General features: G+C 75.1%; 7 protein-coding genes. All 7 read right to left on the reverse strand.

Annotated features, from left to right (window positions below; genetic code table 11):
* Positions 1-38: 38 nt before the first annotated feature.
* Positions 39-1,064, reverse strand: a complete 1,026-nt coding sequence (gene gntD, locus K2224_RS22460; RefSeq protein WP_221908317.1) for a guanitoxin biosynthesis L-enduracididine beta-hydroxylase GntD — start codon at positions 1,062-1,064, stop codon at positions 39-41.
* Positions 1,065-1,175: 111 nt separating this feature from the next.
* Entirely contained in the window at positions 1,176-2,327 is a 1,152-nt protein-coding gene (locus K2224_RS22465) for an acyltransferase (protein WP_221908318.1), read from the reverse strand.
* Between the two features lie 340 nt (positions 2,328-2,667).
* A complete protein-coding gene (locus K2224_RS22470; RefSeq protein ID WP_221908319.1) occupies positions 2,668-3,882 on the reverse strand; it encodes an acyltransferase in 1,215 nt (404 codons plus the stop codon).
* Between the two features lie 241 nt (positions 3,883-4,123).
* Complete coding sequence (locus K2224_RS22475) at positions 4,124-5,494, reverse strand: MFS transporter (protein ID WP_221908320.1); 1,371 nt, start codon at positions 5,492-5,494, stop codon at positions 4,124-4,126.
* Positions 5,491-6,834 (reverse strand): serine hydrolase, encoded by a 1,344-nt coding sequence (locus tag K2224_RS22480; RefSeq protein WP_221908321.1) that lies wholly within the window; start codon positions 6,832-6,834, stop codon positions 5,491-5,493. Before K2224_RS22480 ends, K2224_RS22475 begins: the two co-directional genes overlap by 4 nt.
* Before the next feature lie 3 nt (positions 6,835-6,837).
* Entirely contained in the window at positions 6,838-17,829 is a 10,992-nt protein-coding gene (locus K2224_RS22485; protein ID WP_221908322.1) for a non-ribosomal peptide synthetase, read from the reverse strand.
* On the reverse strand, positions 17,826-26,111 hold the full coding sequence (locus K2224_RS22490) for a non-ribosomal peptide synthetase (protein WP_221908323.1): 8,286 nt from the start codon (positions 26,109-26,111) through the stop codon (positions 17,826-17,828). The genes K2224_RS22485 and K2224_RS22490 overlap by 4 nt, the downstream gene beginning before the upstream one ends.
* Positions 26,112-26,115: the final 4 nt, after the last annotated feature.

Below are 26,115 nucleotides of genomic sequence, written 5' to 3' on the forward strand. Positions count from 1 at the left end.
TCGGTGGGCCGCCACCGGTCGGCGGTGGCGCGGCGGCGTCAGTAGATGACGCGGGTGTGCGCGGCGAGCCTCGATCCGCGGGACGCGCGCAGATCGCGCGCGACGTTGAGTCGGCGCAGCCAGCGGTCCGTGCCGTCGAAGCGGGCGCGGAACGGCTTGCGGCCGTGGACGACACGGTAGTTGTCGATGAAGACCATGTCGCCGGGGGTGAGGACGACACCGGACATGGCGTCGTCGATCGCGGCGCCGATGGTGTCCAGCGCCTGCTGCTCGGCCTCGCCCTGGACGCCCTGCATGTAGTGCGGGTCGATCCGCAGGTAGGGGTCGTCGGGGTCGCCGAAGAGCACGGCGACCGGCTCGGGCGTCTCCATGGCGGCGTCGACCCGCTGCCGGCTGCGGGCGCGCAGGGCGGCCTCGCGCGGGCTCTCGTCCGCCGGTGCCTGCCCGGAGATGCGGTGTGCGTCGTCGGGCAGGATGTGGAAGCGCTCCTGCGCGAGGATCTCGCGGGTCGCGGCGTCCAGCCGGACGTCGGCGATGTCGCAGGCGGTGGTCTCGACGCCGTCCGGATTGCGCAGACACATCAGGCCGAGGTAGTCGGTGCGCAGCGGGTGGAAGGCGTCCTCGGTGTGCCAGGTGAGGGTCTCCTCGCTGCCCCAGCCGATCTGCTCGTGCTCGAAGCCGCGGACGGGGTAGATGTCGTGCATGATCAGGCCGTCCTGCTGGGTGGCCCAACCGATGGGGTCGCCGAGCAGGTTGGCTATCAGGTAGAACGCGATGTCCTGACGGAGGGACGAGGACGGCCCCGGCTTGTGCCGGCGCTCGGCCGGCGTCGGCCCCAGCGCGGCGTCGTCCACGGACAGCCCGCGCACGACCAGGAGGCCGGACTTCTCGGTGCTGCGGTACTCGTGCAGCGCCTGACGCACCCGACGCGGTAATTCGTCGGCGAAGAGCCGGCTCTCGGCCTGGAAGTCCGTGGACTCCACGGTGTCGTGGCGCCGGCTGAGTTCGTCGACCACGGTGTCGATCGCGGCGACGTCGTCATCCTGCAGATGGTGCGTCAGCACGTACTCGTCCCTTCAGATAGGGCACCGGAATGGGCCGTTCCGGCACCGAACGGCCGGTCATTCGAATCTTTGACGCTTTCGAGTGGTTGTTCCACGTTATTTACTCGCCAGCTAAATTGCCCCGTCCTTCACAGGGATCTCACTGGTCACACCAGCCACAGGAGTCGCCTTGGCCCGGGACCAGCGGCGCATCACCGGCTTCTCCACGCCGTTGTGCAGCAGCCAGGCGAGCAGCAGGGACACCGCGAAGCCGGCGGCGATCACGACGATGCCCAGAGGCGTGCTCCAGGTGCGGCCCACCAGCTCGCCGTCCTGCTCGGTGTGGCCGAGCAGCAGATGGCCGTACTTGAGCACCAGGTTGTGCAGCAGGTAGAAGGCGAAGGAGAGGTCGCCGAGCCACACCATGAGCCGGCTGCCCAGGAAGGTGCCGCGGCCCCCGGCGTCCCGCGCCGCCAACGCGGCGGTCAGCAGCGCCACCGGCACCACCGTCATCGCACTCAGCCGGAACAGGTACGGCACGTGCTGGGCGATCACGTACGCGAGCACCAGCAGCAGCGCGGCGGCCGTCGCCGGCAGGCGTATCCACTTGCCGGTGAGCACGATCCGCGCCATCAGCATGCCGAGCACGCACTCCAGCATCCGGAAGAGCGGGAAGAAGTAGGTGAACCAGTACTGGGTGACCGAGACCCCGCCGAGCGGCATCTTCGGGGTGTCCGGCAGCGCGGTGAACGCGATCGTCGGGACCAGGGCCACGCAGAGGACCGCGCCGGCCGCCCAGAACCACAGCCGATTCGGCTTGATCTTGTTCACCAGCACCAGCAGCACCGGGAAGAGCGCGTAGAACACCACGTCCACCGCCAGCGACCAGCTCACGCTGTTGCCGGTGTCGGTGAAGGCCGGGTCGTTCACCCAGGACTGCACCAGCAGGACCTGGGTGATCGACGGCAGCACCTGGACGCTCAGTCCGACCGAGAGGATCAGCACCAGGGCGAGCACATAGGCCGTCAGGTGGTTGGGGAAGACGCGGAAGAAGCGCCGGCGCCAGAACTTCCGCGCGGTGTCCGTGGGTCGGTACGACCACGTGATCACGAAGCCGCTCAGCACGAAGAAGAACGACACCGAGGTGTAGCCGATGGTCCCCATGCCGTCGAGGAAGCCCCAGCTCAGCTTGGCGTCGCTGAAGACCCCCTCGAAGGCGGCATGGGTGAGGAAGACCGGCAGGGTGGCCAGGAAGCGCAGACCCGTCAGGGACCTGAGATTCACCCTGGGCGGCGCCGGCCGCGGTCTCGGCTGCTTACTTGGCTGGGTACTTGGCTGGGCACTCGTCTGCATGCGGACCTCCGCCGGACGGGCGACGGGCGGTGCGGACGGCGCAGGTCCGCGGCGGCCGCACCACCGTCTGCTGTTGGATGACCCGGGTGCGGTCGCCGGCACCGGATCTCCACGGCGCACGCGGACTTCTGGCAACGGTTGCCTCGCTCCCCCGTTGAGCCGGAGTTTGGCCGAGATCGTTCGCTCGCTCCACATCTTTCACTTGGCGGCTAAGTTGCCGTGCTCCGGGCCGGGTCGGGGCCGGCCGGGGTGCGGCCGCGGGTGCGCTCGGCTACGTCGCCGGGGCCCCGGCGGGACGCGGTGGCGCGGCGGGACGCCGGGGGCGGGACCAGCGGCGCATCGCCGGCTTCTCGACGCCGTTGTGCAGCAGCCAGGCCAGCGCCATCGACAGCACGAACGCCCCGGCGACCACCGCGATGCCGGCCGGGGTGTCCCAGGTGCGCGGCACCACCTCGCCCCGGTCGTTCCGCGCGCTGACCAGGGTGTGCCCGTAGGCCAGGACGGGCTGGTGCACGAGGTAGAAGGCGAAGGAGAGTTCACCGAGCCACACCATCCGCCGGCCGCCGAGGAAGGTGCCGCGGCCCTCGGCGTCCGCCACCGCCAGCGCGGCGGTCAGCAGCGCCAGCGGCACCACCGGCACCGCGCTCAGCCGGTAGAGGAAGGGAACGTACTGGGCGAGTGCGTACGCGGCGACCACCAGGGCCGCGGCGGCCGGCACCGGCAGGCGTATCCACTTCCCGGTGAGCACGATCCGCGCGAACACCATGCCGATCACGCACTCCACGGCGCGGGAGAGCGGGAAGAAGTAGGTGAACCAGTACTGGGCGCGGGAGGCACCGCCGACCGGCATCAACGGGCTGTCCGGAAGCACGGACAGGGCCACGGTCGGCAGTGCGATCACCACGAGCACCAGGGCACCGGCCCAGTACCACAGGCGGGTCGGCCTGATCCTGTGCACCAGGGCGAGCAGCAGCGGGAAGAGCGCGTAGAACGCGACATCGGCGCCGAGCGACCAAGTGACGGTGTTGCCGGTGTCGATGAACAGCGGATCGGGGACCCACGCCTGCAACAGGAACAGCTGGGCGAGCATGCCCGGTACGTCGAGGACGGCGCCCGCGGCGAGCATCAGCGCCACCGTGAACGCATAGGCCACGAGGTGGTTGGGGAAGACCCGGAAGAGGCGCCGGCGCCAGAACTTCCGCGCGGTGTCCGTGGAGCGGTACGACCACGTGATCACGAAGCCGCTCAGCACGAAGAAGAACGACACCGCCGTGTAGCCGGTGCTCCCCATCGCGTCGAGGAAGCCCCAGCTCAGCTTCGCGTCGCCGAAGACGCCCTCGAAGGCGGCATGGGTGAGGAAGACGGGTAACAGGGCCAGGAACCGTAAGCCGGTCAGGGAGCGGAGGTTGGGGTTGGGTGCCGGGCCGGCCGGCCGGGCCGTCGACGCGTCCGGTGCCGGGCGCGGTGGTCGGGGGGTGGTCTGCATACAGGGCCCTTCGCCTGGCCGCGCGGCACCCGCCGGAGTGGCCGGGGCGGGTCCCGCGGACCGGCGCCCGGGACCCCCTGCACCGAGGCCGCGCGGACATCTCCAAATGGTGATCTCCGAGCATCGTCGGAACCAGGAGGGCGTTCCACCTTCTTGACTGTGGAGTCAAGTTGGCTGGTCGGCACGGGTCGGCACGGCACCGTGGCGCGTCTCCCCCGGGCCGTCGGGCCCCGAGCGGCCGTCAGGACTCGGATGCCGGGGCGGGGAAGCGCCGCAGGGTCGGGCTGAGGGTCGCGGCGAGCGCCACCACCAGCAGACAGCCGGCGCAGAGCAGCACGGCGGCGACGCCGCCGGCCATCCCGGTCAACGCGCCGCCGAGCGCCGGGCCCAGCACACCCGCGCCCCCGGAGCAGAAGCCGGCGACCCCGCTCATCCGGCCGCGCAGCGCGTCCGGGGTCACCGTCAACTGGTGAGTGAGCACGGTGGTGTTGGCGAGCGGGGCCAGGAAGGCGAGGACCGCGAGCAGCCCGCCCTGGGGCAGGCCGGCCGGCACCAGGGCCATCACCGCGGTGGCCGCCACCGCCGTCCAGGCGAAGCCGAGCAGGATCACCGGTGGCCGGACGGCGCCGTGCAGCCGCGCGGCGAGCAGCCCGCCGAGCAGCCCGCCGACGCCGAAGCAGGCCATCGTCAGGCCCAGTTCGCCGGGCCCGACCCGGTCCTCGCCGGAGAGCGCCAGCAGCACGATCAGCAGGGCGCTGAACACCAGGTTGGTGACCAGCATCCAGGCCATCGTGGCCCGGATCACCGGCTGCCCCAGGACCCAGCGGAACCCGGCCATGGCATCGGCGCCGGCCCCCGGCCCGTCGTTGTCCGCCCCCTCCGGGCCTGCCCCCTCCGGGCCTGCCGCCTGCCGGTCCACGGGCCGTCGTCGCGCACCTGTGCCGGTGCGGCCGCGGGGCAGTCGCAGAAAGCACAGCGCCGCCGACGACAGCACGAACATCGCCGCGTTGGCCAGGAACGGCCCCGACGGCAGCGCCGCGAAGAGGAAGCCGGCGACGGCCGGGCCGACCAGGGTGGCCACATACGGGCGGGCGGCGTTGCGGGCCACCGCCGTGGAGAGCTGGGCGGGCGGCACCACCTGGGGCAGCGCCGCATGCTCGGCCGGGTCGAAGACCGAGCCGAGGAAGCCGTCCGCCACCACGACCAGCAGCATGTGCCAGAACGCGTACCGGCCCAGCAGCAGCGCCCCGGCCAGGCTCGCCGTCCCCAGCACCCGCAGCAGCTGGCAGCCCAGCATCAGCCGCCGGCGGTCCCAGCGGTCGGCGAGCACCCCGGCCGGCACCACCGCGATCATGTGCGCGGCGGCCAGCGCCGAGGACGCCAGGCCGAGCTGCACCGGCGACCCGTGCCGGGCGATGAGCAGCAGCGGGACGGCCACCGCGGCGATCTCCAGGGCCAGTTCGGACAGCAGCTGGCTCGTCCACAGGACGTTGTAGTCGCGGTTGCGGGACAGCGGGACGACCGGGCGGCCGGGCACCCTACCGGCGTCGCCGGCATCCGTGTCGTCGCCGGTGTCGGCGGTGCCGGCGGCGCCCATGGGGACCGCGGTCATAGCGGGCCGCTGCCGTCGCCGGTCCGGGCGGCCAGCCGACCGGTGATCTGGAGGTAGTCGATCCGCCCGGTGAGCGGATCGGCGACGAACCGCCCCGGGGAGCAGGTGCCGTTGCCCAGCTCCCGCATGGTGAAGCGTAGTTCGGGAGTGCACAGCAGCTCGGCGCGCGGCGCTCCGCCGAAGCCGAGCAGCAGCCCGCCGTCGGCCGCACGGGTCACCTCGAACACGGTGTCGCCGTTGGCGTAGCGGCCCGGGCAGCGGGCGGCGGCGGACACCGGCCCCGGCCCGGCGGGCGCCCCGGGCTCCGGCCGGTCGCCGACCGGCAGGCCCAGCTCGCGCAGCCGCGGCGCCAGGTCCGCCCACAGCCGCGCGCCGGTGTTGGCGTTCGCGGTCAGTGCCACCGCGCTGCCGTTGGACGGGTCGAACCGCAGCGAGCAGTGCGTGCCGTCGCCGGTGCCGTCGTGGCCGTAGACGTCCGCCGCGCCGTCGTCGTAGCGCGCCCAGCCCAGCCCCCAGCCGTCGGCCATGCCGTACGGGCCGACGGCGATCGAGGCGAGCTGGTCGAAGCACATGTCGTCGGCGGTCGCCCGGTCCAGTGGGGCCGGGTCCGGGCAGCCCGCGAAGTAACGGCGGGCGAAGGAGACCAGGTCCGCGGCGCTCAGCGCCAGGCCGCCGTTGGGCAGCTCCACCTCGGGCAGGTCCTGCTCGGCGACCGGCAGCACCCGGCCGCGGGCCGCCTGGACGCCGTGCCCGGAGGCCACCGGGCGGTCGGTGCGCTCCGGTCCGGCGACGAACGCCGGCCGGATGCCCAGCGGTTCGAGCAGCACCGCGCCGACCGCCTCCTGCCAGGTCATCCCGGTCACCGCCTCGACGAGCCGGCCCACCACGACATAGCCGACGTTGGAGTACGAGAAGACCGTCCCCGGCGGATGCGCCAGGTCCTCCGTCCGGCAGTGGCGTGCCACCCACCGGGCGCGGTCGCCGGTACCGGCCGTGCCCTCCGGCACGTCGGAGGGCAGGCCGCCGGTGTGGCTGAGCAGCTGCCGCAGGGTGACCAGGTGCCCCGCGCCGAACTCCGGCAGCGGCCCGTCCAGCGGGTCGTCGAGGTCCACGTCCCCGTCGGCCACCAGGATCATCGCCAGGGCGGCGCCGAACGGCTTGGTCAGCGAGCCCACCGGGAAGGCGGTGTCCGCCGCCACGGGCGCGCCGGTCGTGGTGTCGGCCACGCCGGTGTGCACCAGGAAGCGGTCCCCGCCGTGCAGGACGGCGAGCTGCGCGCCCGGCACCTGGTGGCGGGCGGCCAGCTCGGCCAGGGTTCGGTGCAGTCTGTCAGGGTCCATCGGTCACCGCTCCTGGACGTGTCGGGCGAGGGCGCGCAGCGCGTCGGCGAAGTCGTCGGCCACCTTGGCGACGGTCGCCCGGTGGTGCACGTTGCGCGAGAAGTACCAGGTGAAGCGGAGCCGTCCGGCCTGGACGGCGCCGACCACCTCAAGGGGGTGCCGGACCACCTCGTCGGGCCGCTGCTCGCGTCCGATCGGGTCGCCGAAGGCGTGGTAGAGCCCGCTCCCCCCGGCGCGCTGGGCCTCGTCGGCCTGCCCGTGGTAGTTGAACACCAGCTGCGCCGGGGCGCGTTCGGCCAGTGCGGCGCCGGGCGAGCCGGCCGGGCCCAGCCGGCGCAGCGCGCCGTAGCCGAAGCCGTTGCCCGGCAGCGCCCGCAGTTGCCGGCGCACGCCCTTGACGAGCGCGGGCCAGTCGTCCGGATCGTCGCCCACATCGAGCGCGACCGGGTACTCGGTGGTGAACCAGCCGACCGTACGGGACAGGTCCAGGTCCTCGAAGAGCTCCTCCCGGCCGTGCCCCTCGGTGTCGAAGACCACCTGCCGCTCGCCCGTCCAGCGCGACAGCACACCGGCCAGCGCGGCGAACAGCACCTCGTGGAAGCGGGTGCGGAACACCCCGGCGGACCGGCGCAGCAGCACCTCGCTGAGGTCCTCGGGCAGCTCCACCGTGACGGTCTGCACGGACTCCACCACCGCGGGGCCGACGCCGTCGCGGGGGACCTCGGTCGCGGGCGGCAGCCCCCGCCAGTACGCGGCCTCCGCGTCCAGCGCGCCGTCGGCGACGTGCCGGGCGAGCCGGTGCGCCCAGCGGCCGAAGGTGCTGCCGGGGGCCGCCGGGGACACCGGTGCGCCGCCGCGGGCCCGGCCGTAGCCGTCCTCCAGGTCCGCCAGCAGGATCCGCCAGGAGACACCGTCGACGACGAGGTGGTGGGCGGTCAGGAACAGCGCCGGGCGCTCCCCGGGCCCGAAGGTGAACAGCAGCGCCGCGAACAGCGGGCCGGACCCCAGGGCCAGCCCGGCGTCCGCCTCGGCCGCCAACTCGTCCATCGCGGTGGCGCGTTGGTGTGTCGGCAGCTCCGACAGGTCGTGCTGCCGCAGGACGTCCGCCGCCCGCGGCGCGGTGGCGTACTGCCGCCACGCTCCGGCCTCGCGGACGAAGCGGTGGCGCAGCGCCTCGTGCCCGTCGACCAGCGCGGTCAGCGCCCGGCGCAGCGCCGCGAGGTCGGTGTCGGCGTGCAGTTCGACCAGGACGGACTGGGTGAAGTGGTGCGGGGCGAGCGGCACGGCGGCGAAGTAGTCGTGCTGGGCGGGGGTGAGCGGGATCGGGCCCGCCGCGGCGGCGTCCTCGGCCGCCGGGGCCGGTCCGGTCTCCGCGGCCCGCGCCGCGGCGCGGTCGGCCGCCTGGGCGGCCAGCGGCCGGATGCTCTGGTGGACGAACAGGTCCCTCGTGGTCACCGCCAGGCCGGCCTGCCGCATCCGCTGGACGGCCTGGATGCTCAGCAGCGAATCGCCGCCCAGCTGGAAGAAGTTGTCGTCGGTGCCGACCCGGGGCACGCCCAGGACGGCGGCCCAGATCTCCGCGAGGGTCCGCTCGGCGTCGGTGGCGGGCGCGCGGTAGGGCGCGGCCGCCTCCCATGCCGCGTCGTCGTCCCCTTCCGCGTCCGGGCCGTCGTGCCCGGCCTGCCGGGCGCTCGGGGACGCCGCCGGGTCGGCGGCCTCGCCGGGGCCGGCCGGCACCAGCTCGGACACCGCGCGGGAGTCCTCCGGCGCCGCGGCGAGCAGCGCCAGCAGCCGGCCGGCCAGCCGCTCGACGGTCGCCTCGTCGAACAGCGCGGTGCTGTAGCCGATCGCGGCCCGCAGCCCGTCCGGCTGGTCCACGAAGTCGAAGCTGAGGTCGTGGCTGACCTCGTCGCTGACGTACGGGACCTCGGTGACCGTCAGACCGGGCAGCGCCGGGGGTGCCGAGCGGTCCGTCTCCAGCCCGACGAACACCTCGACCAGTGCGTTGCGGCTCGGGTCGCGGCGCGGTCGGAGCACCTCCACCAGCCGGTCGAACGGCACCTCCGCGTGCTCGAACGCCTCCAGCACGGTGCCGCGCACCGACTCCAGCAGCTCGCCGAAGGTGCGGTCCGCCTCGACGGTGGAGCGGATCGCGACGGTGTTGACGAACAGCCCCACCACGCCTTCGAGTTCCTGCCGGGGGCGGCCGGCGGAGGGGGTGCCGACGACGATGTCCGGCCGGCCGGTCCAGCGGGCCAGCAGCAGCTGGACCGCGGCGGTCAGCACCATGAACAGCGTCGCGTCGTGGCGGCGCGCCAGCTCCTTGAGGCCGGCGGCCACCCGCGGTTCGACGTCCACCAGCAGCATCCGGCCGGCGGAGCTGCGGACCGCCGGCCGGGGCCGGTCGGTGGGCAGCGCCAGCGGGCGGACCCCGGCGAGCTGTTCGCGCCAGTAGGCGAGCTGGCCGTCCAGCGCCGGCCCGGACAGCATCCGGCGCTGCCAGGCCGCGTAGTCGGCGTAGGCGACGGGGAGTTCGGGCAGGGCGGGGGCGGTGCCGGCCAGCTCCGCGGCGTAGAGCACGCCGAGCTCCTCGCACAGCACCGCCATCGAAGCGCCGTCGGTGGCGATGTGGTGGACGACCAGCAGCAGCAGGTGGTCCCGGGCGTCGAGCCGGAAGAGCTCGGCGCGCAGCACCGGGCCCTCGGCCAGGCTGAACGGCCGGGCCGCGGCGCGTGCCACCTCCTCGCGCAGGGCGTCCTCGCGCCGCTGTGCCGGCACCCCGGACAGGTCCGTACGGGTCCAGGGCACCTCGGCCGCCGGGTGCACGACCTGGCGGGCGCCGCCGTCGACGGCCTCGTAGGTGGTGCGCAGCGCCTCGTGCCGGGCGACGAGCCCGGTCAGCGCCCGCTGCAGCGCCCCGGCGTCCGGCGTGCCGCCGAGCCGGAGGCCGGTGACGATGTGGTACTCGCTGCTGTCCGGGTCGAAGTCGTGCAGGAACCACTGGCGTTGCTGGGCGGACGACAGCGGCAGCGGGGCGTCGCGGTCGGCCGGGACGAGTGGCAGGCCGGCGCCGTCCGTGGGCGCCTGCCGGCCGAGGGCCGCGGCGAGCGCGGCCACCGTCGGGGTGTCGAAGAGCTGGCGGGGCGAGGGGGCCACCCCCAGCGACGCCCGGATGCGGGAGATGACCCGGATGCTGAGGATCGAGTCGCCGCCCAGCTCGAAGAAGTTGTCGTGCACGCCGACCCGTTCGATGCCCAGCACCTCCTGCCAGATGCCGCACAGCAGCAGTTCGGTGCCGTCGGTGGGCGGGGCGTACGGCCGGGCCGGGTCCTGGCCGCCGGCCGGGGCCGGCAGGGCGCGCCGGGCGACGGTGCCGCTCGGTGTCATCGGCAGCGCGTCCAGCACCACGTACGCGGTGGGTACCGCCGGCGCCGGCAGCCGTTCGGCGGCGAACGCCCGCAGCGCGCCGGGGTCCGGGACCCGTCCGGCGGCGGGCACGACATAGCCCACCAGGCGGGCCGGTCCGCCGTCGTCCCGACGGACCGCGGCGGCCGCCGCCGAGACGTCCGGGTGCCGGGCCAACACGGCCTCCACCTCGCCCAGTTCGACCCGGAAGCCGCGGACCTTGACCTGGTCGTCGACCCGGCCCAGGCATTCGAGGTTCCCGTCGGCGCGCCAGCGCGCCAGGTCGCCGGTCCGGTACATCCGGGCGCCGGGTTCCGGTGCGAACGGGTCGTCGAGGAAGCGTTCGGCGGTCAGCTCCGGGCGGCCCAGATAGCCGCGGGAGACGCCGTCGCCGCCGATGTAGCACTCGCCGGCGACGCCGGTGGGCACCGGGCGCATCCGGGCGTCCAGGACGTAGATCCGGGTGTTGGCCAGCGGCCGGCCGACGGGAACGAACGCGGCGTCCCCGAGCGGGTCCCGGCCGAGCTGGAAGACCGTGGAGTCGACCGTGGTCTCGGTCGATCCGTAGGCGTTGACCAGCACCGTGCCCGGCGCCAGTCCGTCGAGGATCTCGGCGGCGGCGTCGGCCGGCCAGCCCTCCGAGCCGACCATCAGCACCCGCAGGTCCTCCGGCCGGATTCCGCGCCAGGTCAGCTCGGCGACCACCGCGCGGGCCAGCGTCGGCACGGTCACCATCAGCTGGGCCCGGCTCTCCAACAGCAGGTCGGTCAGCGCCACCTGGTCGGCGACCGCGTCCTGCGGGCAGATCACCATCGTGCCGCCGAAGAGGGCGGAGAGCAGGAAGTCGCTGAAGAAGAGGTCGACCGAGATGCTGGAGACGGACAGTGCCCGCGGCCGCAGGGCGGCCAGGCCGTACCGCCGGTCCCAGCCGTGCAGCATGTGGTGGACGTGCCGGTGCTCGACCATCACGCCCTTGGGCCGGCCGGTGGTGCCGGAGGTGTAGATGACGTACGCCAGGTCCTCGGGCGTGACGGCGGTCTGCGGCGGTCCGGCGGGGAGCCCCTGGAGCAGGGGCAGTTCGCGGTCCAGGCAGACCGTGACCGCGTCGTGGCCGGCGACCCGGTCGAGCAGCCGCTCCTCGGTCACCACGACCGGGACCGCGGCGTCCGTCAGCATGATCCGCAGCCGCTCCGCCGGGTAGGCCGGGTCCAGCGGCACGAACGCGCCGCCGGCCCGCAGCACGCCCAGCAGCGCCACCACGGCGTCCACCCCGCGGTCGGCGCAGACCCCGACCAGGGTGCCGGGGCCGACGCCCAGGCCGACCAGGTGGTGGGCCAACTGGTTGGCGCGGGTCTCCAGTTCGGCGAAGGTCAGCCGACGCTCGGCGTCAGTGACCGCCACCGCGTCCGGGGTGCGGGCCGCCCGCTCGGCGAACAGCTCGTGGACCGGCCGGGGCGGCGGGAAGGCGGTCGCGGTGTCGTTCCAGCGCACCAGGAGGCGCTCGCGCTCCGCCGCGTCGAGCAGCGGCAGGTCGTCCATCGGGGTGCCGGGGGCGGTGGCGATGCCGTCGAGCAGCGTCGCCAGGTGCCCGGTCAGCCGGCGCACGGTGGCCTCGTCGAACAGGTCCGGGTCGTAGCCGAGGTTCAGGTGCAGCGTGTCGGCCGCGTACGCGGTCAGGGTGAGCGCGTAGTTGGTGACCTCGTCGCCCTGGAAGGTGCCCAGCCCGAGGCCGTACGCGGCGGCGGCGTCGCCGTCGTAGGGGTAGTTCTCGAAGACCACGATGCTGTCGAAGAGGTTGGTGCCGGCCGGGACGCCGCTGGCGCGCTGGATCTGCGCCAGCGAGACGTGCTCGTACTGCCGGGAGTCGAGCTGTGCGCCCTGGAGGTCCCGCAGCCACTCGACGGCCGGGGTGCCGTCCAGCCGCGCCCGCACCGGAACGGTGTTGATGAACAGGCCGGCCATCGCCTCGGCGCCCGGCAGGGTCGCCGGCCGACCGGAGACGGTGGTGCCGAAGCAGACGTCGGCGGCGCCGGAGTACCGGGCCAGCAGTGCCGCCCAGGCGCCCTGCACCAGGGTGTTGACGGTCAGCCGGGCCGCCCGGGCGGCCTCGGTCAGCCGGGCGGTGCGCTCGGCGGACAGCGTGACCTGCACCTCGCGGGAGGAGCGGGTGCCGTGTGCCTTCACCGGCTGCCGGTCGTAGGGCAGCGGGGTCGGCACGGTGAAGCCCTCGACCACCGACCGCCAGTGGGCCCGCGCCGCCGCCTCGTCCTGTTCGCCCAGCCAGCGGACGTAGTCGCGGTACGGGCGGCGGGCGGGGGCGGCGGACCGCGGGCCGCCGGTCAGCGCGGCGTAGCCGGCGCACACCTCCGACAGCAGCCCGGCGAAGCTCCAGCCGTCCATCAGGATGTGGTGCGAGGTCCAGTACATCTGCACCGCGGTGTCGGTCAGCCGCACCAGGGTCAGCCGCAGCGCGGGCGGCTGCGCGAGGTCGACGACGGTCTCGGTGCGCCGCGCCCACAGCTCGTCCAGGGCCGCCCGCCGGTCCTGCTCGGGCAGCGTCCGCAGGTCGTGGTGGGTCACCGGCACCCGGGCGGTGCGGTGCACCACCTGCATCGGCTCGGCGACGTCCTGCCAGACGATCGCGGTGCGCAGCGCCGGGGTGCGGTCCACGACCTGCTGCCAGGCCGCGGCCAGCGCCCCGGGGTCGGTGACCCCGTCGATCCGGACGCCGAAGTGCCCGGTGTACGGGTCGCGTCCGGACTCGCTCAGCGCGTGGAAGAGCATGCCGCTCTGCATCGGCGTGAGCGGGTAGACGTCCTCGACCGCCCGGCCGTCGCCGACCATCCGGTCCACGGTGGGCTGGTCGAGGGCGGCCAGCGGGAAGTCGGAGGGGGTGGCGCCGCCGGAGCCGGGCTCGGCGCAGTGCGCCACGATCGCCTCCAGGGCGGCCATGAACGCCGCCGCGAGGCGCTCGACCGTCTCCGTGCGGTGCCGCTCGGCGGAGTACGTCCAGGCGAACTCCAGCCGGCCGCCGGTCACCTGGCCGTTGATCTCCAGCAGGTGGTGCCGGCGCTGGTCCGCGGCCCGTTCGGCGCCCGGGCTGTCCAGCAGCGCGCGGGCCAGCCCGCCGGGTCCGGCGGTCGCCTCCAGCCGGCCGAGGTAGTTGAAGCCGACCTCCGGTTCCGGGCCGGTGGCGAGCCGGGTGTCGGGGCCGGCCAGGTGGCGCAGCACGCCGTGGCCCAGGCCGTTGCGCGGTACCGCCCGCAGCTGCTCCTTGACGCTCTTGAGGACGGCCCCCCAGTCACGGTCGCCGGGCAGTTGCAGGGCGACCGGGAAGACGGTGGTGAACCAGCCGACGGTGCGGCTGAGGTCGACGTCCTCGAAGAGGTCCTCCCGGCCGTGCCCCTCCAGGGCGACCAGGACCCGGTCGCCGCCGGTCCAGTCGGCCAGCACCCGGCCCAGCGCGCTCAGCAGCACGTCGTTGATCTGGGTGCGGTACGCCTCGGGCACCTGGCGCAGCAGGGCGTCGGTGGCCGCCGCGGAGAGCCGCGCGGTGACCGTACGGGCGGAGCCGGCGGTGTTGCCGTCCGGCGTGCCGGCGAAGTCCACCGGGAGCGGTGCGGCCCGGCGGGCGGCCGCCGACGCGGCCTCCCAGTACGGAAGTTCGTCCCGCAGACCGCCCTCGGTGGCGTGCCGGGAGAGCCGGCGCGACCAGTCGCGGAAGGAGGTGGTCCGCGGGCCCAGGTCGACCGGCCGGCCGGCCAGCGCCTGGCGGTAGCCGGTCTCCAGGTCCGCCAGGAGGATGCGCCAGGACATCCCGTCGACGACGAGGTGGTGGGCGACGAGGTAGAGCCGGGCCGGCCGGTCGGCCCCGAGGGCGAACAGCCGGGCGCGCAGCAGCGGCCCCTCGGCCAGGTCGAAGCCGCGCTGGGCGGCGTCGATCGCGGCCGTCATCGCCGCGTCCTGGGCCTGCGGGGCGAGGCCGGACAGGTCGACGGGGACGAGGAGTTCGCCGGTCTCGGCGGCGGCGTGGTGCAGCCGCCACCGGTCGCCGTCGGGCTCCGCGCGCAGCCGCAGCGCGTCGTGGTGCGCGGTCAGCGCGGCCAGTGCGGTGCGCAGCGCCCCGTGGTCCGGGTCCTCGGCCAGCTCCAGGTACAGCGACTGGTTGAACTGCCGCAGGCTGGCGCCGAGGGTGTCGAAGAACCAGTGCTGGATGGGGGTGAGCGGCAGTTCGCCGGTGACCGGGCCGTCGTCGGCCGCGGCCGGCCCGGCGGTCGCCTCCTCGGCGACGGCCTCGGCGGCCAGGTCGGCGACGGTCTGCCGCAGGAAGGTCTGCTTGGCGGTCACCCGCAGTCCGGCGGCCCGGGCCCGCGCCACCACCTGGAGGCTGAGGATGGAGTCGCCGCCCAGGTCGAAGAAGTTGTCCTCGACACCGAGGTCGTCGACGCCGAGGACCTCCGACCAGATGCGGGCCAGGGTCCGTTCCGCCGGGGTGCGCGGGGCGATCCGGGGGGCGTGGCCCGTCCGGCGCAGGTCGGGTGCCGGCAGCGCCCGCCGGTCGACCTTGCCGTTGGCGTTCTCCGGGAGGCGGTCCAGCAGGACGACGACCGAGGGCACCATGTGCTCGGGCAGCGCGCCGCGGGCGAACTCCCGCAGGCGGGCGGCGGTGTCGGTGTCCGCGAAACCCGTGGGGCCCGTCGGGGCGGCCGGGACGGCGTAGGCGACCAGGCGGCGGGTGCCGCGCTCGTCCTTGTGGACCGCGGCGGCCACCGCCGTGACGCCGTCGTGGCGGGACAACACGGCCTCGACCTCGCCGAGTTCGATCCGGAAGCCGCGCACCTTGACCTGGTCGTCGGTGCGGCCCAGGTAGTCCAGGTCGCCGTCGGGCAGCCAGCGGGCGCGGTCGCCGGTGCGGTACATCCGGCTCCCGGGCGGGCCGTACGGGTCGGCGACGAAGCGTTCCGCGGTCAGCGCGGTACGCCCCAAGTAGCCGCGGGCCAGCGCGATGCCGGAGAGGTACACCTCGCCGGGGACGCCGGCCGGCACCGGGCGCAGCCGGTCGTCCAGGACGCTGACCCGGACGCCGGGCAGCGGGCGGCCGACGGGGACCGCCGCACCGACGGTGTCGGGGGTCAGCGGACGGCTCATGCTGGCGCAGACGGTGGCCTCGGTCGGACCGTAGGCGTTGATCATGCGGTGGTGCGCCGACCAGGTGCGGGCCACCGCCGGCGGGCAGCTCTCGCCCGCCACGATCAGCGTCAGGTCCGCGGGGAGCGTGCCCGGGGTGAGCGCGGAGAGCGCGCCGGGCGGCAGCGTCACATGGGTGACCCGGTGTGCGGCCAGCACCTCGGTCAGCGACGGGCCGGGCAGGATGCGCTCCTGGTCGACGACCACCAGCGCGCCGCCGGACAGCAGCGCCATCCCGAACTCGGAGAAGCCGGCGTCGAAGCCGAGCGCGGCGAAGGACAGCACCCGGGCGCCGGGGCCGGAGCGGAAGTGCGCCGACTGTCCCGCCGCCAGGCCGTGCGCACCGGCGTGGGTGACCACCACGCCCTTGGGGCGGCCGGTCGAGCCGGAGGTGTAGATGACGTACGCCGGGTGGCCGGGCAGCAGCAGGGCCGGCAGCTCGTCGGCGGTCGGCGGGGCGCCGTCGTACCGGGCGGTGTCGGCCTCGGGGCCGTCGAGCAGCAGGGCGGGCGCGCCGAGGTCGGTGCCGCCGTCGAAGCCGGACACCGTGAGCACCAGCAGCGGGCGGGCGTCCTGGACCATCAGCCGGTTGCGTTCGGCCGGGTTCCTGGGGTCCAACGGCAGATAGGCGGCGCCGGCCTTGAGGACGGCGAGGATCGCCACGACGGTCTCCGCGGAGCGCGGCAGCGCCAGCGCCACCAGCTTCTCCGGGCCGGCGCCACGGGCGAGCAGCAGCCGCGCCAACCGGTTGGCGCGGGCGTCCAGTTCGGCGTAGTCGAGGGTCTCCTCGTCGGTGACCAGGGCGTCGGCCTCGGGGGTGCGGGCCACCTGCTCGGCGAAGAGTTCCGGGATGGTGCGGGCGGGCCGGCCGGGCCCGGAGTGCGGCCACTCCTCGGTCACCTCGCGGCGCTCGGTGGCCGGCAGCACGGCCAGCTCCGCCACCGGGACGGCGGGCCGCGCCGTCAGGTCGTCGAGGAGGGTGAGCAGCCCGGCGGCCGTGCGCGCGGCGGCGTCCGCGTCGAACAGGTCGGTGTTGTAGGTGAGATGCCCGTCCAGGCGGCCGTCCCGCTCGGTGAAGTCGAAGGCCAGTTCCATGCTGGAGGTGACCACCGGCGGCAGCATCTCCTCGATCCGCAGCCCCGGTACCTGTGTGCCGGTGCGCGGGGTGTTGTGGAGGTTCACCGCGACCTCGGCCAGCGGCGGTCGGCTGGGGTCGCGCTCCGGCCGCAGCGCCTCGACGACCCGCTGGAACGGCACGTCCTCGTGCGCGAAGGCGTCCAGGACCGTGCCGCGCACGGCGGTCAGCAGCTCGGTGAACGGGCGGTCCTCCGCGATCCGGGTGCGGAGCACCAGGTTGTTGACGAAGAAGCCGACGAGGTGCTCGGTCTCCGGCCGGCCGCGGCCGGCCGCCGCGGTGCCCACCGCCAGGTCCACCTGCCCGGTCCGGCGGGACAGCAGCAGCTGGACCGCGGCGACCAGCGTCATGAACAGGGTGGCGCCGTGCTCCCGGCCCAGTGCCTTGAGCCCGGCGGTGAGCCGCGGGGGGACCTCGAAGGTGTGCAGCGCGCCGGCGCTGGTGCGCACCGGCGGCCGCGGCCGGGTCGTCGGCAGGTCGAGCGGGGTCAGCCCGGCCAGCGCGCGACGCCAGTGGTCGAGCCCCTCGGCCAGCCGCTCGGCGGTCAGCCGGTCGTGCTGCCAGGCGGCGACGTCGGTGAAGCGGACCGGGAGTTCGGGCAGCCGGGCCGGCTCCCCGCGCACCGCGGCGGTGTAGAGGGCGGTCAGCTCGCCCTGGAGGACGCCGGTCGACCAGCCGTCGGTGACGATGTGGTGCAGGCCCAGCGCCAGGACGTGGTCGTCGGCGGCCAGCCGGACCAGCTGGGCCCGCAGCACCGGGCCGCGGCGCAGGTCGAACGGGCGCCGGGCCTCGGCCAGCAGCAGGGTGCGCAGCGCGTCGTCGCGCTCGTCGTCGGCGGCCGCCGAGAGGTCGACGAGCGGGAACTCCGGCTTACCCGGCGGGTGCACGGTCTGCTGCGCCCGGCCGTCACGGGAGTCGAACGTGGTGCGCAGCGCCCCGTGCCGGGCGACGACTCCGGTCAGCGCCTCGGTGAGCGCGTCGAGGTCGAGCCGGCCGTGCAGCCGCAGCACCCGCAGGGTGTTGTACTCGTTGCTGTCCGGTTCGAGTTCGTGCAGGTACCACAGGCGTTCCTGGGCGGGCGAGAGCGGGACCGGGCCGTCGTGCCCGAGGCGGGGGATCGGCTCGGCGCCGGGCGCCGCGGCCGCCTTGCCGGCGAGCCGGGCGCGCAGCAGCTCCCGGGCGTGGGCGGGCAGCGCGGCGGTGCGTGCGGCCCGGGACGCCGGGGCGGTGGTCGGGTTCTCGGACTGGTCCGGTGCAGAGCTGGTCATAGGGCGCCGCCTCCGACGGCTTCTTCCAACTGCGCCAGGATCGTGTCCTCCAGGCGCTCGGCGAGTGCGGCGATGGTGGGAGCGTCGAAGAAGTCGCGGGGCGAGACCTCCACGCCGAACGCGCCGCTCATCCGTGCCATCAGTCGCAGGCTGGTGACGGAGTCGCCGCCGAGGTCGAAGAAGTTGTCCTCGACCCCGACCCGTGCGAGGCCCAGCAGTTCCGCCCAGATGGCGGCCAGGGCCTCCTCCGTGGGGGTGCGGGGGGCGATCGGCCCGTCGGCGGCCCGGTCGGCGGGGTCCGGTGCGGGCAGCGCCCGGACGTCGACCTTGCCGGTGGGGCCGAGCGGCAGCGCCGCCAGGGCGACCAGGGCCGACGGCACCATGTAGCCGGGGAGTTCGCCCGCCAGGGCGCGCAGCAGTGCGGTGGTGTCCGCCGCCGTACCGCCCGTCGGGCCGGCCGGGCCGGTCGGGTCCGTCACGACGTAGCCGACGAGCCGCTTGTGGCCGGTGCCGTCGTCCCGGGCGATCACCGCCGCCTCCGCGACGCCGGGCTGGCGCAGCAGGGCGCTCTCCACCTCGGCGGGCTCCACGCGGTAGCCGCGGATCTTGACCTGGTTGTCCACCCGCCCGGCGAACTCCAGCCGGCCCTCGGGGGTCCAGCGCACCAGGTCGCCGGTGCGGTAGAGGCGGCTGCCGGGCGGGCCGAACGGGTCGGCGACGAAGCGCTGGGCGGTCAGGTCCGGGCGGTCCAGATAGCCGCGGGCCAGGCCCGCGCCGCCGAGGTACAGCTCTCCGGTGACACCGACCGGTACGACGGCCAGCCGCTCGTCCAGGACGTAGCAGCGGGTGTTGGGCACCGGCGGGCCGAGCGGCACCCGGCGGCCGGTCGCCTCGGGGTCGACGCGGTGCAGCGCCACCGACAGGGTCACCTCGCTGGGCCCGTAGATGTTGAACAGCCGCCGCCCGCGGGCCCATTCGCGGGCGAGCTCGGGCGCCAGCACGTCGCCGGCCAGCCCCAGGCTGCGCACGCCGGGCAGTGCCGAGGCGTCCAGCACCGCGGCCACCGCGGGCGGCAGCGTCAGCGCGCTGATCGACTCCGCGCGCAGCTGCTCGGCGAGCCGGGCCGGGCTCTGCCGCGCCTCGGGCGTGGCGATGACGAGGGTGGCGCCGGACGCCAGCGTCAGGAAGACCTCCCAGACGCCGCCGTCGAAACTCATCGTGTAGAACTGCAGCATCCGGCTGCCGGGACCGAGGTCGTAGAGCCGGACGGCCTCGGTGACGATGTTGAACAGCGAGCGGTGCTCGACCATCACCCCCTTCGGGCGGCCGGTCGAACCCGAGGTGTAGGTGACGTACGCCAGGTCACCGGCGCCACCGGGGCCCTCCGGGGCGGTCTCCGGGTACCCGGCGACGGCCGTCAGGTCCCGGTCCAGGCAGATCACCCGGGCCCGGGTCGGGGGCAGTCCGGGCCGCACGTGCTCCTGGGTGAGCAGCACCGCGGGGCGGGACTCGGCGAGCATGGCGGCCAGCCGCTGCGCGGGGAACTCCGGGTCGAGCGGGACGTACCCGGCGCCCGCCTTGAGGGTGCCCAGGATGGCCACCACGACCTCGGCGCTGCGCTCCACGGCGATCCCGACCAGCGTGCCCCGGCCGGCGCCGGCCGCCCGCAGGCGGTGTGCCAGCTGGTTGGCCCGGCGGTCCAACTCGCCGTAGGTCAGCCGCCGTTCGCCGTCGACGACGGCCACGGCGTCCGGCCGGGCCGCGGCCCGTTCGGCGATGACCGTGTCCAGCCGGCGGTCGACCGGGTACGCCGAGGCGGTGTCGGTCCAGGTGTCCACGATGGTGTGCCGCTCGGCCGGCGTGAGCCAGGGCAGCTCGCGGACCCGGCGGTCGGGGTCGCGGGCGGTCTCCGTCAGCAGGGTGCGCAGCTGCCCGGCCAGCCGCTCGACGGTGCCGGGGTCGAACAGCGCGGTGTCGTAGGACAGCACCACGGAGAGCGCGTCGCCGGCGTGGACGATGGCGTTCAGCGGGTAGTTGGAGGTGTTGCTGGCCTCGATCGCGTCGAGCCGGAGGCCGTACCGGCGGGCGACGCCCACCTCGGCGGGGAAGTTCTCGAAGGCCAGCACGCAGTCGAAGAGCGCGCCGCCCGAGCCCTCCGGCGCCCATCCCTGCACCTGGGCGAGGGAGACCTGCTCGTGGTCGCGCGCCTCGGCCTGCTCGTCCTGCACCCGGCGCAGCCAGGCCGGCAGGGCGGCGTCCGGATCGACCTCGACGCGCACCGGCAGGGTGTTGATGAACAGCCCGATCACCGACTCGGCGCCGGCCAGGTCGTCCGGGCGGCCGGCGACCGTCGCGCCGAACAGCACGTCCCGTTCGCCGCTGTACCGGGCGAGCAGCAGCGCCCACAGGCCCTGTACGACGGTGTTCAGCGTGACCCCGGCGCGCCGGGCGACCTCCCCGAGCCGGGCGGTCTCCGCGGTCGACAGCCGCACCGTGCGGGTGGCGTCGGGGGCGGCCCGGTGGGTGCCGGTGGGCGGCCGGTCGTACGGCAGCGGGGTGGGCGACTCGCGTCCGGTGAGCGCCGCCCGCCAGTACTTCTCGGCCGCGGCACCGTCCTGGGCGGCGAGCCAGGCCACGAACTCGGCGTAGGTGTGCCGCTCCGGTGCGGTGTACGGCACGCCGTCGGCGAGCGCGGCGTACTCCCCCAGCACCTCGGCGAGCACCTGGAGCGCGCTCCAGCCGTCCAGCAGCAGGTGGTGGAAGGTCCACACCAGTTGGAGCCGGCCGCCGCCGAGCCGGGCCAGGGCGAGCCGCATCAGCGGCGCGTGGTGCAGATCGAGGCCCCGTGCCCGGTCCTCGGCCAGGTGGCGGGCGAGCGCCGTCCGCTGCCCGGCCTCGTCCAGCGCGGTCCAGTCCAGGTGCACCACGGGTATCCGGGCGCCGGACCGGACGACCTGGAGGGGTTCGGCGAGCCCTTCCCAGAACAGGTCGGTGCGCAGCACCGGGGTGCGGTCCACCACCCGCTGCCAGGCGTCGGCGAGCAGCTCCGGTGCGTGGATGCCGTCCAGCACGAAGTGGAAGTGCTCGACGTACAGGCCGCGTTCGGTGTCCATCAGGTTGTGGAAGAGCAGCCCGCTCTGCATCGGGGTGAGCGGGTGGGCGTCCTCGGCCGGGGCGCCGGTGGCGCCGAGCCGCGCGATGCCGGCGGCGTCCAGGCCGCTCAGGGCGAACGCCCGGCCGGCCACCTCCCGTTCCGGTTCGGCGGGCCGCCGGTCCACGGTCACGGCCGGGCCGAGTGCGGCGATGGTCTGCAGCCGGAAGAGGTCCTTGGACGCCAGCCGCAGACCGGCCTTGCGGGCCAGCACGGCGACCTGGAGCCCGGCGATCGAGTCGCCGCCCAGGGCGAAGAAGTTGTCGTGCACGCCGATCCGTTCGACGTCGAGCACCTCGGCCCAGACGGCGGCCAGCGCCTCCTCGACGGCGTTGCGGGGCGCGGCGTAGGCGGTCCCGCCGGCAGCCGGCTCGGGGTCGGGCAGCGCCCGCCGGTCGATCTTGCCGTTCGGGGTCAGCGGCAGCGCGTCGAGCACGACGAAGGAGGACGGGACCATGTACTCCGGCAGCGCGGAGGCCAGGTGCGCGGCCAGTTCCTCCGGGTCGGGCGCCGCGCCCCGGTCGGGGACGACGTACGCGACCAGCGCGCGCCGGCCCGGTGCGGGCTCGCGGACCGTGACGAAGACCTGCGCGAGCTCCGGCCGGCGGGCCAGCACGCTCTCGATCTCGCCCAACTCGATGCGGTAGCCGCGGAGTTTGACCTGGTTGTCGGCGCGGCCGAGGAAGTCCAGGGTGCCGTCGGGCAACCAGCGCACGATGTCGCCGGTGCGGTACATCCGCGTCCCGGGCGGGCCGAACGGGCAGCCCACGAAGCGCTCGGCGGTCAGGTCGGGCCGGCCGAAGTAGCCGCGGGCCAGCCCCTCGCCGGCGAGGTACAGCTCGCCGGGCACCCCGACGGGGGCCGGGCGGAGCCGGTCGTCGAGGACGTAGGCGGCGGTGTTGTACAGGGGGGCGCCGATGGACGGCAGGCCGGTGGGCGCGCCGGCACCGTGCGGGGCAGCCGGTGCGACGGCCGCCTGTGTCGCGGCGACCGTCGCCTCGGCCGGGCCGTAGGCGTTGACCAGCGTGAACGGCAGCCCAGGCTGGGGCCGGCGGCGCAGCGAGTCGCCGATGACCATGAGGGTGCGCAGCCGGGTCCCGGTGATCGCCGGGACGTCCAGCAGCGACTCGATGCGCGGGGTCGGCAGATAGGCGACCGTGGTGCCGTTCGCGGTGAACCACTCGACCAGTGCCGTCGGGTCGTCCAGCGTCTCCTGGTCGGGCTGGTCCACCCGGGCGCCGACGCAGAGGTACGGCCACACCTCGCCGACCGCCACGTCGAAGGCGAGCCCGACCACCGAGGAGCCGCGGTCCTGCGGGCGGACGCCCCAGGCGTCGTTGTGCCAGGCGCAGTAGTCGGTCAGTGCGCCGTGCGGCACCGCGACGCCCTTGGGGCGGCCGGTGGAGCCGGAGGTGTGGACGATGTACGCCAGGTCGTCGGGGCCGGTCGGGACCCCGGGGTCGTCCGCGGGGCGGCGGGCGATCTGCGGTGCCGCCGCGTCGAGGTCGACGACGGTCGCGGTGGCCGGGAGGCCCGCGGCCCGGCCGCCGGTGGTCAGCAGCACCGGTGTGCCGGTTTCGGTCAGGAGCTGGCCGAGCCGCGCGGCGGGGGTGTCCGGTGCGGTCGGCACATAGGCGCCGCCGGCCTTGAGCACCGCGAGCATCGCCACGACCAGCTGCGGCCGGCGGTCGAGGTGCAGCACCACCGGCGTGCCCCGGCCGACCCCGAGCCCGATCAGGAAGTGCGCCAACTGGTTGGCGCGGGCGTCGAGTCGGGCGTAGGTCAGGGACTCCGTGCGGTGGGTGACGGCGAGCGCGTCGGGGGTGCGGCGCGCCTGCTCGGCGAACTGGCGGTGCACGCCCAGCGTGGTGGGCAGCGGGGTGGCGGTGTCGTTCCAGTCGTGGAGCACGGTCCGGCGCTCGTCCGCGGTCAGCAGCGGCAGGTCGTGCAGCGGCGTGCCCGGGGCGGTGCGGACGGCGTCCAGCAGCACCCGCAGCTGCCCCGCCAGCCGCTCGATCGTCGCCGCGTCGAACAGGTCGGTGTTGTACTCGACCGAGACCTCCAGCGCGCCGGCCCGCTCGGTGACGTCCACCGTGAGGTCGAAGATGGCGGCCGGTCGCGGCAGTGCGACGGTCTCGGTGCGCAGGCCGGCGAACTCCTCTGCGGCGGCCGGGGCGTTCTGCAACAGCAGCATCGCCTGCACCACCGGGGTGCGGCTCGGGTCGCGCTCGACGCCCAGCGCGTCCACGACCTGGTCGAACGGCACGTCCTGGTGGGCGAAGGCGCCCAGCACGGTCTGGCGCACCTCACCGAGGAAGGCGTCGAACGGCAGCTCGCCGCGGACGTCGGAGCGCAGCACCACGGTGTTGATGAACGCGCCGACCAGGCGCTCGACCTGGGGGTGGTCGCGGCCCGAGACGGCGGTGCCCAGGGCGATGTCGCGCTGCCCGGACCAGCGCGCGAGGAGGACCTGGAGCGCGGCGGCCAGTGTCATGAAGAGGGTGGCGCCGTGGGCCGCGCCCAGCTCCTTGAGGCCGGCGACCAGCCGGCGGTCCAGGGTGCAGCGGTACGCCGCGCCGGCGGAGGTCCGCACCGCGGGCCGGGGCCGGTCGGTGGGCAGCTGCAGCGGTGTCCCGCCCGCCAACCGGTCGCGCCAGTAGTCGAGTTGCGGCGCCAGTCGGCCCTCGTCGGCGAGGGTGCGCTGCCAGGCGGCGTAGTCGCCGTAGCGGACCGGCAGCGGCGTCAGCTCCACGGGGACGCCGCGGTGGGCGGCGTGGTAGCGGGTGCTCAGCTCGTCGGTGATCAGCCCCATCGACCAGCCGTCGGTGGCGACGTGGTGCACGCCGATCACCAGGACGTGGTCGCGGTCGCTGCGGCTGATCAGCAGCACCCGCAGGACCGGACCGGCGGCCAGGTCGAACGGCCGGGCCACCTCCTCGGCCAGCAGCCGGCGTTGGGCGCGCTCCAGCTCCTCGCCGGTCAGCGCGGTGAGGTCGCGGACGTCCAGCGGCACGGGGTGGCCCTCGGCCGGGGCGATCACCGCGGTGGGGCGGCCGTCCCGGGACAGCACGGTCGTGCGCAGCGGTTCGTGGCGGGCGATCAGCCCGGCCAGGGCGGTGCGCAGCGCCGCGGTGTCGAGGGGGCCGCGCAGCCGCAGCGCGGAGTGCACGTTGTACTCGACCTCGCCCGGGTCGAGTTCGTGGAACAGCCAGAACCGCTGCTGGGTGAAGGACAGCGGCAGCGCGCCGGTGCGCGGCGCGGCCGGTATCCGCTCGGCCTCCGCCGTGCCGGCCGCCGTGCGGCGCCGGGCCAGCGCGCGGACCGTGGGGGCGGCGAAGAACTCGGCGGCGGTCAGGTGCAGTCCGAGGGCGGTGCGCATCCGCGACAGCACCCGCACCACGGACAGCGAGTCGCCGCCCAGCTCGAAGAAGTCGTCCTCGGCGCCGAGCTGTTCGGCACCGAGCACCTCCCGCCAGATGCCGGCCAGCGCCTCCTCGGTGGCGCCCTCCGGCGCGCGGTAGGCGGCGTCGACGCTGTCCTCGCGGGTCGGCGCGGGCAGCGCCCGGCGGTCCAGCTTGCCGTTGGCGGTCAGCGGGAAGGCCGCCAGGGTGTGGAAGGCGGTGGGGATCATGTAGCCGGGCAGCCGGGTGGCGAGCGCGGCGCGCAGCCGGGACGGGGTGGGGCGGCCGTCGCCGGACGGCACGACGTAGGCGACCAGCCGGCGCTCCCCCGAGGCGTCGTCGCGCACGACCACGGCGGCCTGGTCGACCGAGGGGTCCTGGGCCAGCGCGTGCGAGATCTCGCCCAGTTCGATCCGGAAGCCGCGGATCTTGACCTGGTCGTCGCTGCGCCGGAGGTATTCCAGGCCGCCGTCGGGCAGGAGCCGCACCAGGTCGCCGGAGCGATACATCCGGGCGCCGGGCGGGCCGAACGGGCAGGCCACGAAGCGCTCCGCGGTCAGCCCCGGCCGCCCCGCGTAGTTGCGGGCCAGGCCGGGCCCGGCCACGTACAGCTCACCCTCGGCGCCCGCCGGCACCGGCCTGAGGTCCTCGTCGAGGACGTGGAAGGCCAGGTCGGGGATGGCGACGCCGACAGCGCTGCCCGCGGCGCGGGCCGCGCCCTCCCGGTCCAGCGCCAGGAAGGAGGCGTGCACCGTGGTCTCGGTGATGCCGTACATGTTGACCAGCGTCGGGCCGCCGGCGGTCCCGTCGTCGTGGCGCTCGTACCAGTCGGCGAGCTTGCCGAGGTCCAGCGCCTCGCCGGCGAAGACGACGTAGCGCAGGGCGAGTTCGGCGCCGAGTTCCGGGTGTTCCCGGTCGGCGGTCATCAGCTGGTAGAACGCCGACGGCGTCTGGTTCAGGACGGTGACCCGCTCCTCGACCAGCAGGCGCAGGAAGTCGGCGGGGGCGCGGGTGGTGGCGTGCGGGACGACCACCAGCCGGCCGCCGTGCAGCAGCGCGCCCCAGATCTCCCAGACCGACACGTCGAAGGCGAAGGAGTGGAACAGCGGCCAGACGTCGTGCTCGTCGAAGCCGTACCAGTGGGCGGTGGACGACAGCAGCCGCGCGACGTTGCCGTGCGGGACGACGACGCCCTTGGGCCGGCCGGTGGAGCCGGAGGTGTAGATGACGTAGGCGGGGTTCTCCGGGGAGCGGGGGGCGGCCGGGACGGGCACGGTGTCCGCCCCGGTCGCGCGGCGGGCCGCGGCCTCGGCCGCCGCCCGCTCCCAGGCGCCCATGACCAGCCAGTCCGTCCCTGCCGCGGCGGGCTCCCCGGCCAGGGCGTCCCGGAGGTCCTCGGTGGTGACCGTCGTCACCGGGCGGGCGTCGCCCAGGATGTAGGTGATGCGGTCGGCCGGGTACTCCGGGTCGATCGGGACGTAGCCGGCGCCGGACTTCAGCACCGCGAGGATCGCCACGACCAGGTCGGCGGAGCGGGGCAGCAGCAGCGTGACGAACCGCTCGGGGCCCGCCCCGCGCGCGGCGAGCACGGCGGCCAGGCGCTCGGCCCGGTCGTCGAGTTCGCGGTAGCTCACCGCCCGGCCCTCGAACACCACCGCGGTGCGGTCCGGTGTCCTGGCCACCTGCTCCGCGAACAATTCGTCCAGGCGACGCTCGCGCCACTCACCCATGGAA

The organism is Streptomyces sp. BHT-5-2, assembly GCF_019774615.1.
Taxonomy (GTDB): domain Bacteria; phylum Actinomycetota; class Actinomycetes; order Streptomycetales; family Streptomycetaceae; genus Streptomyces.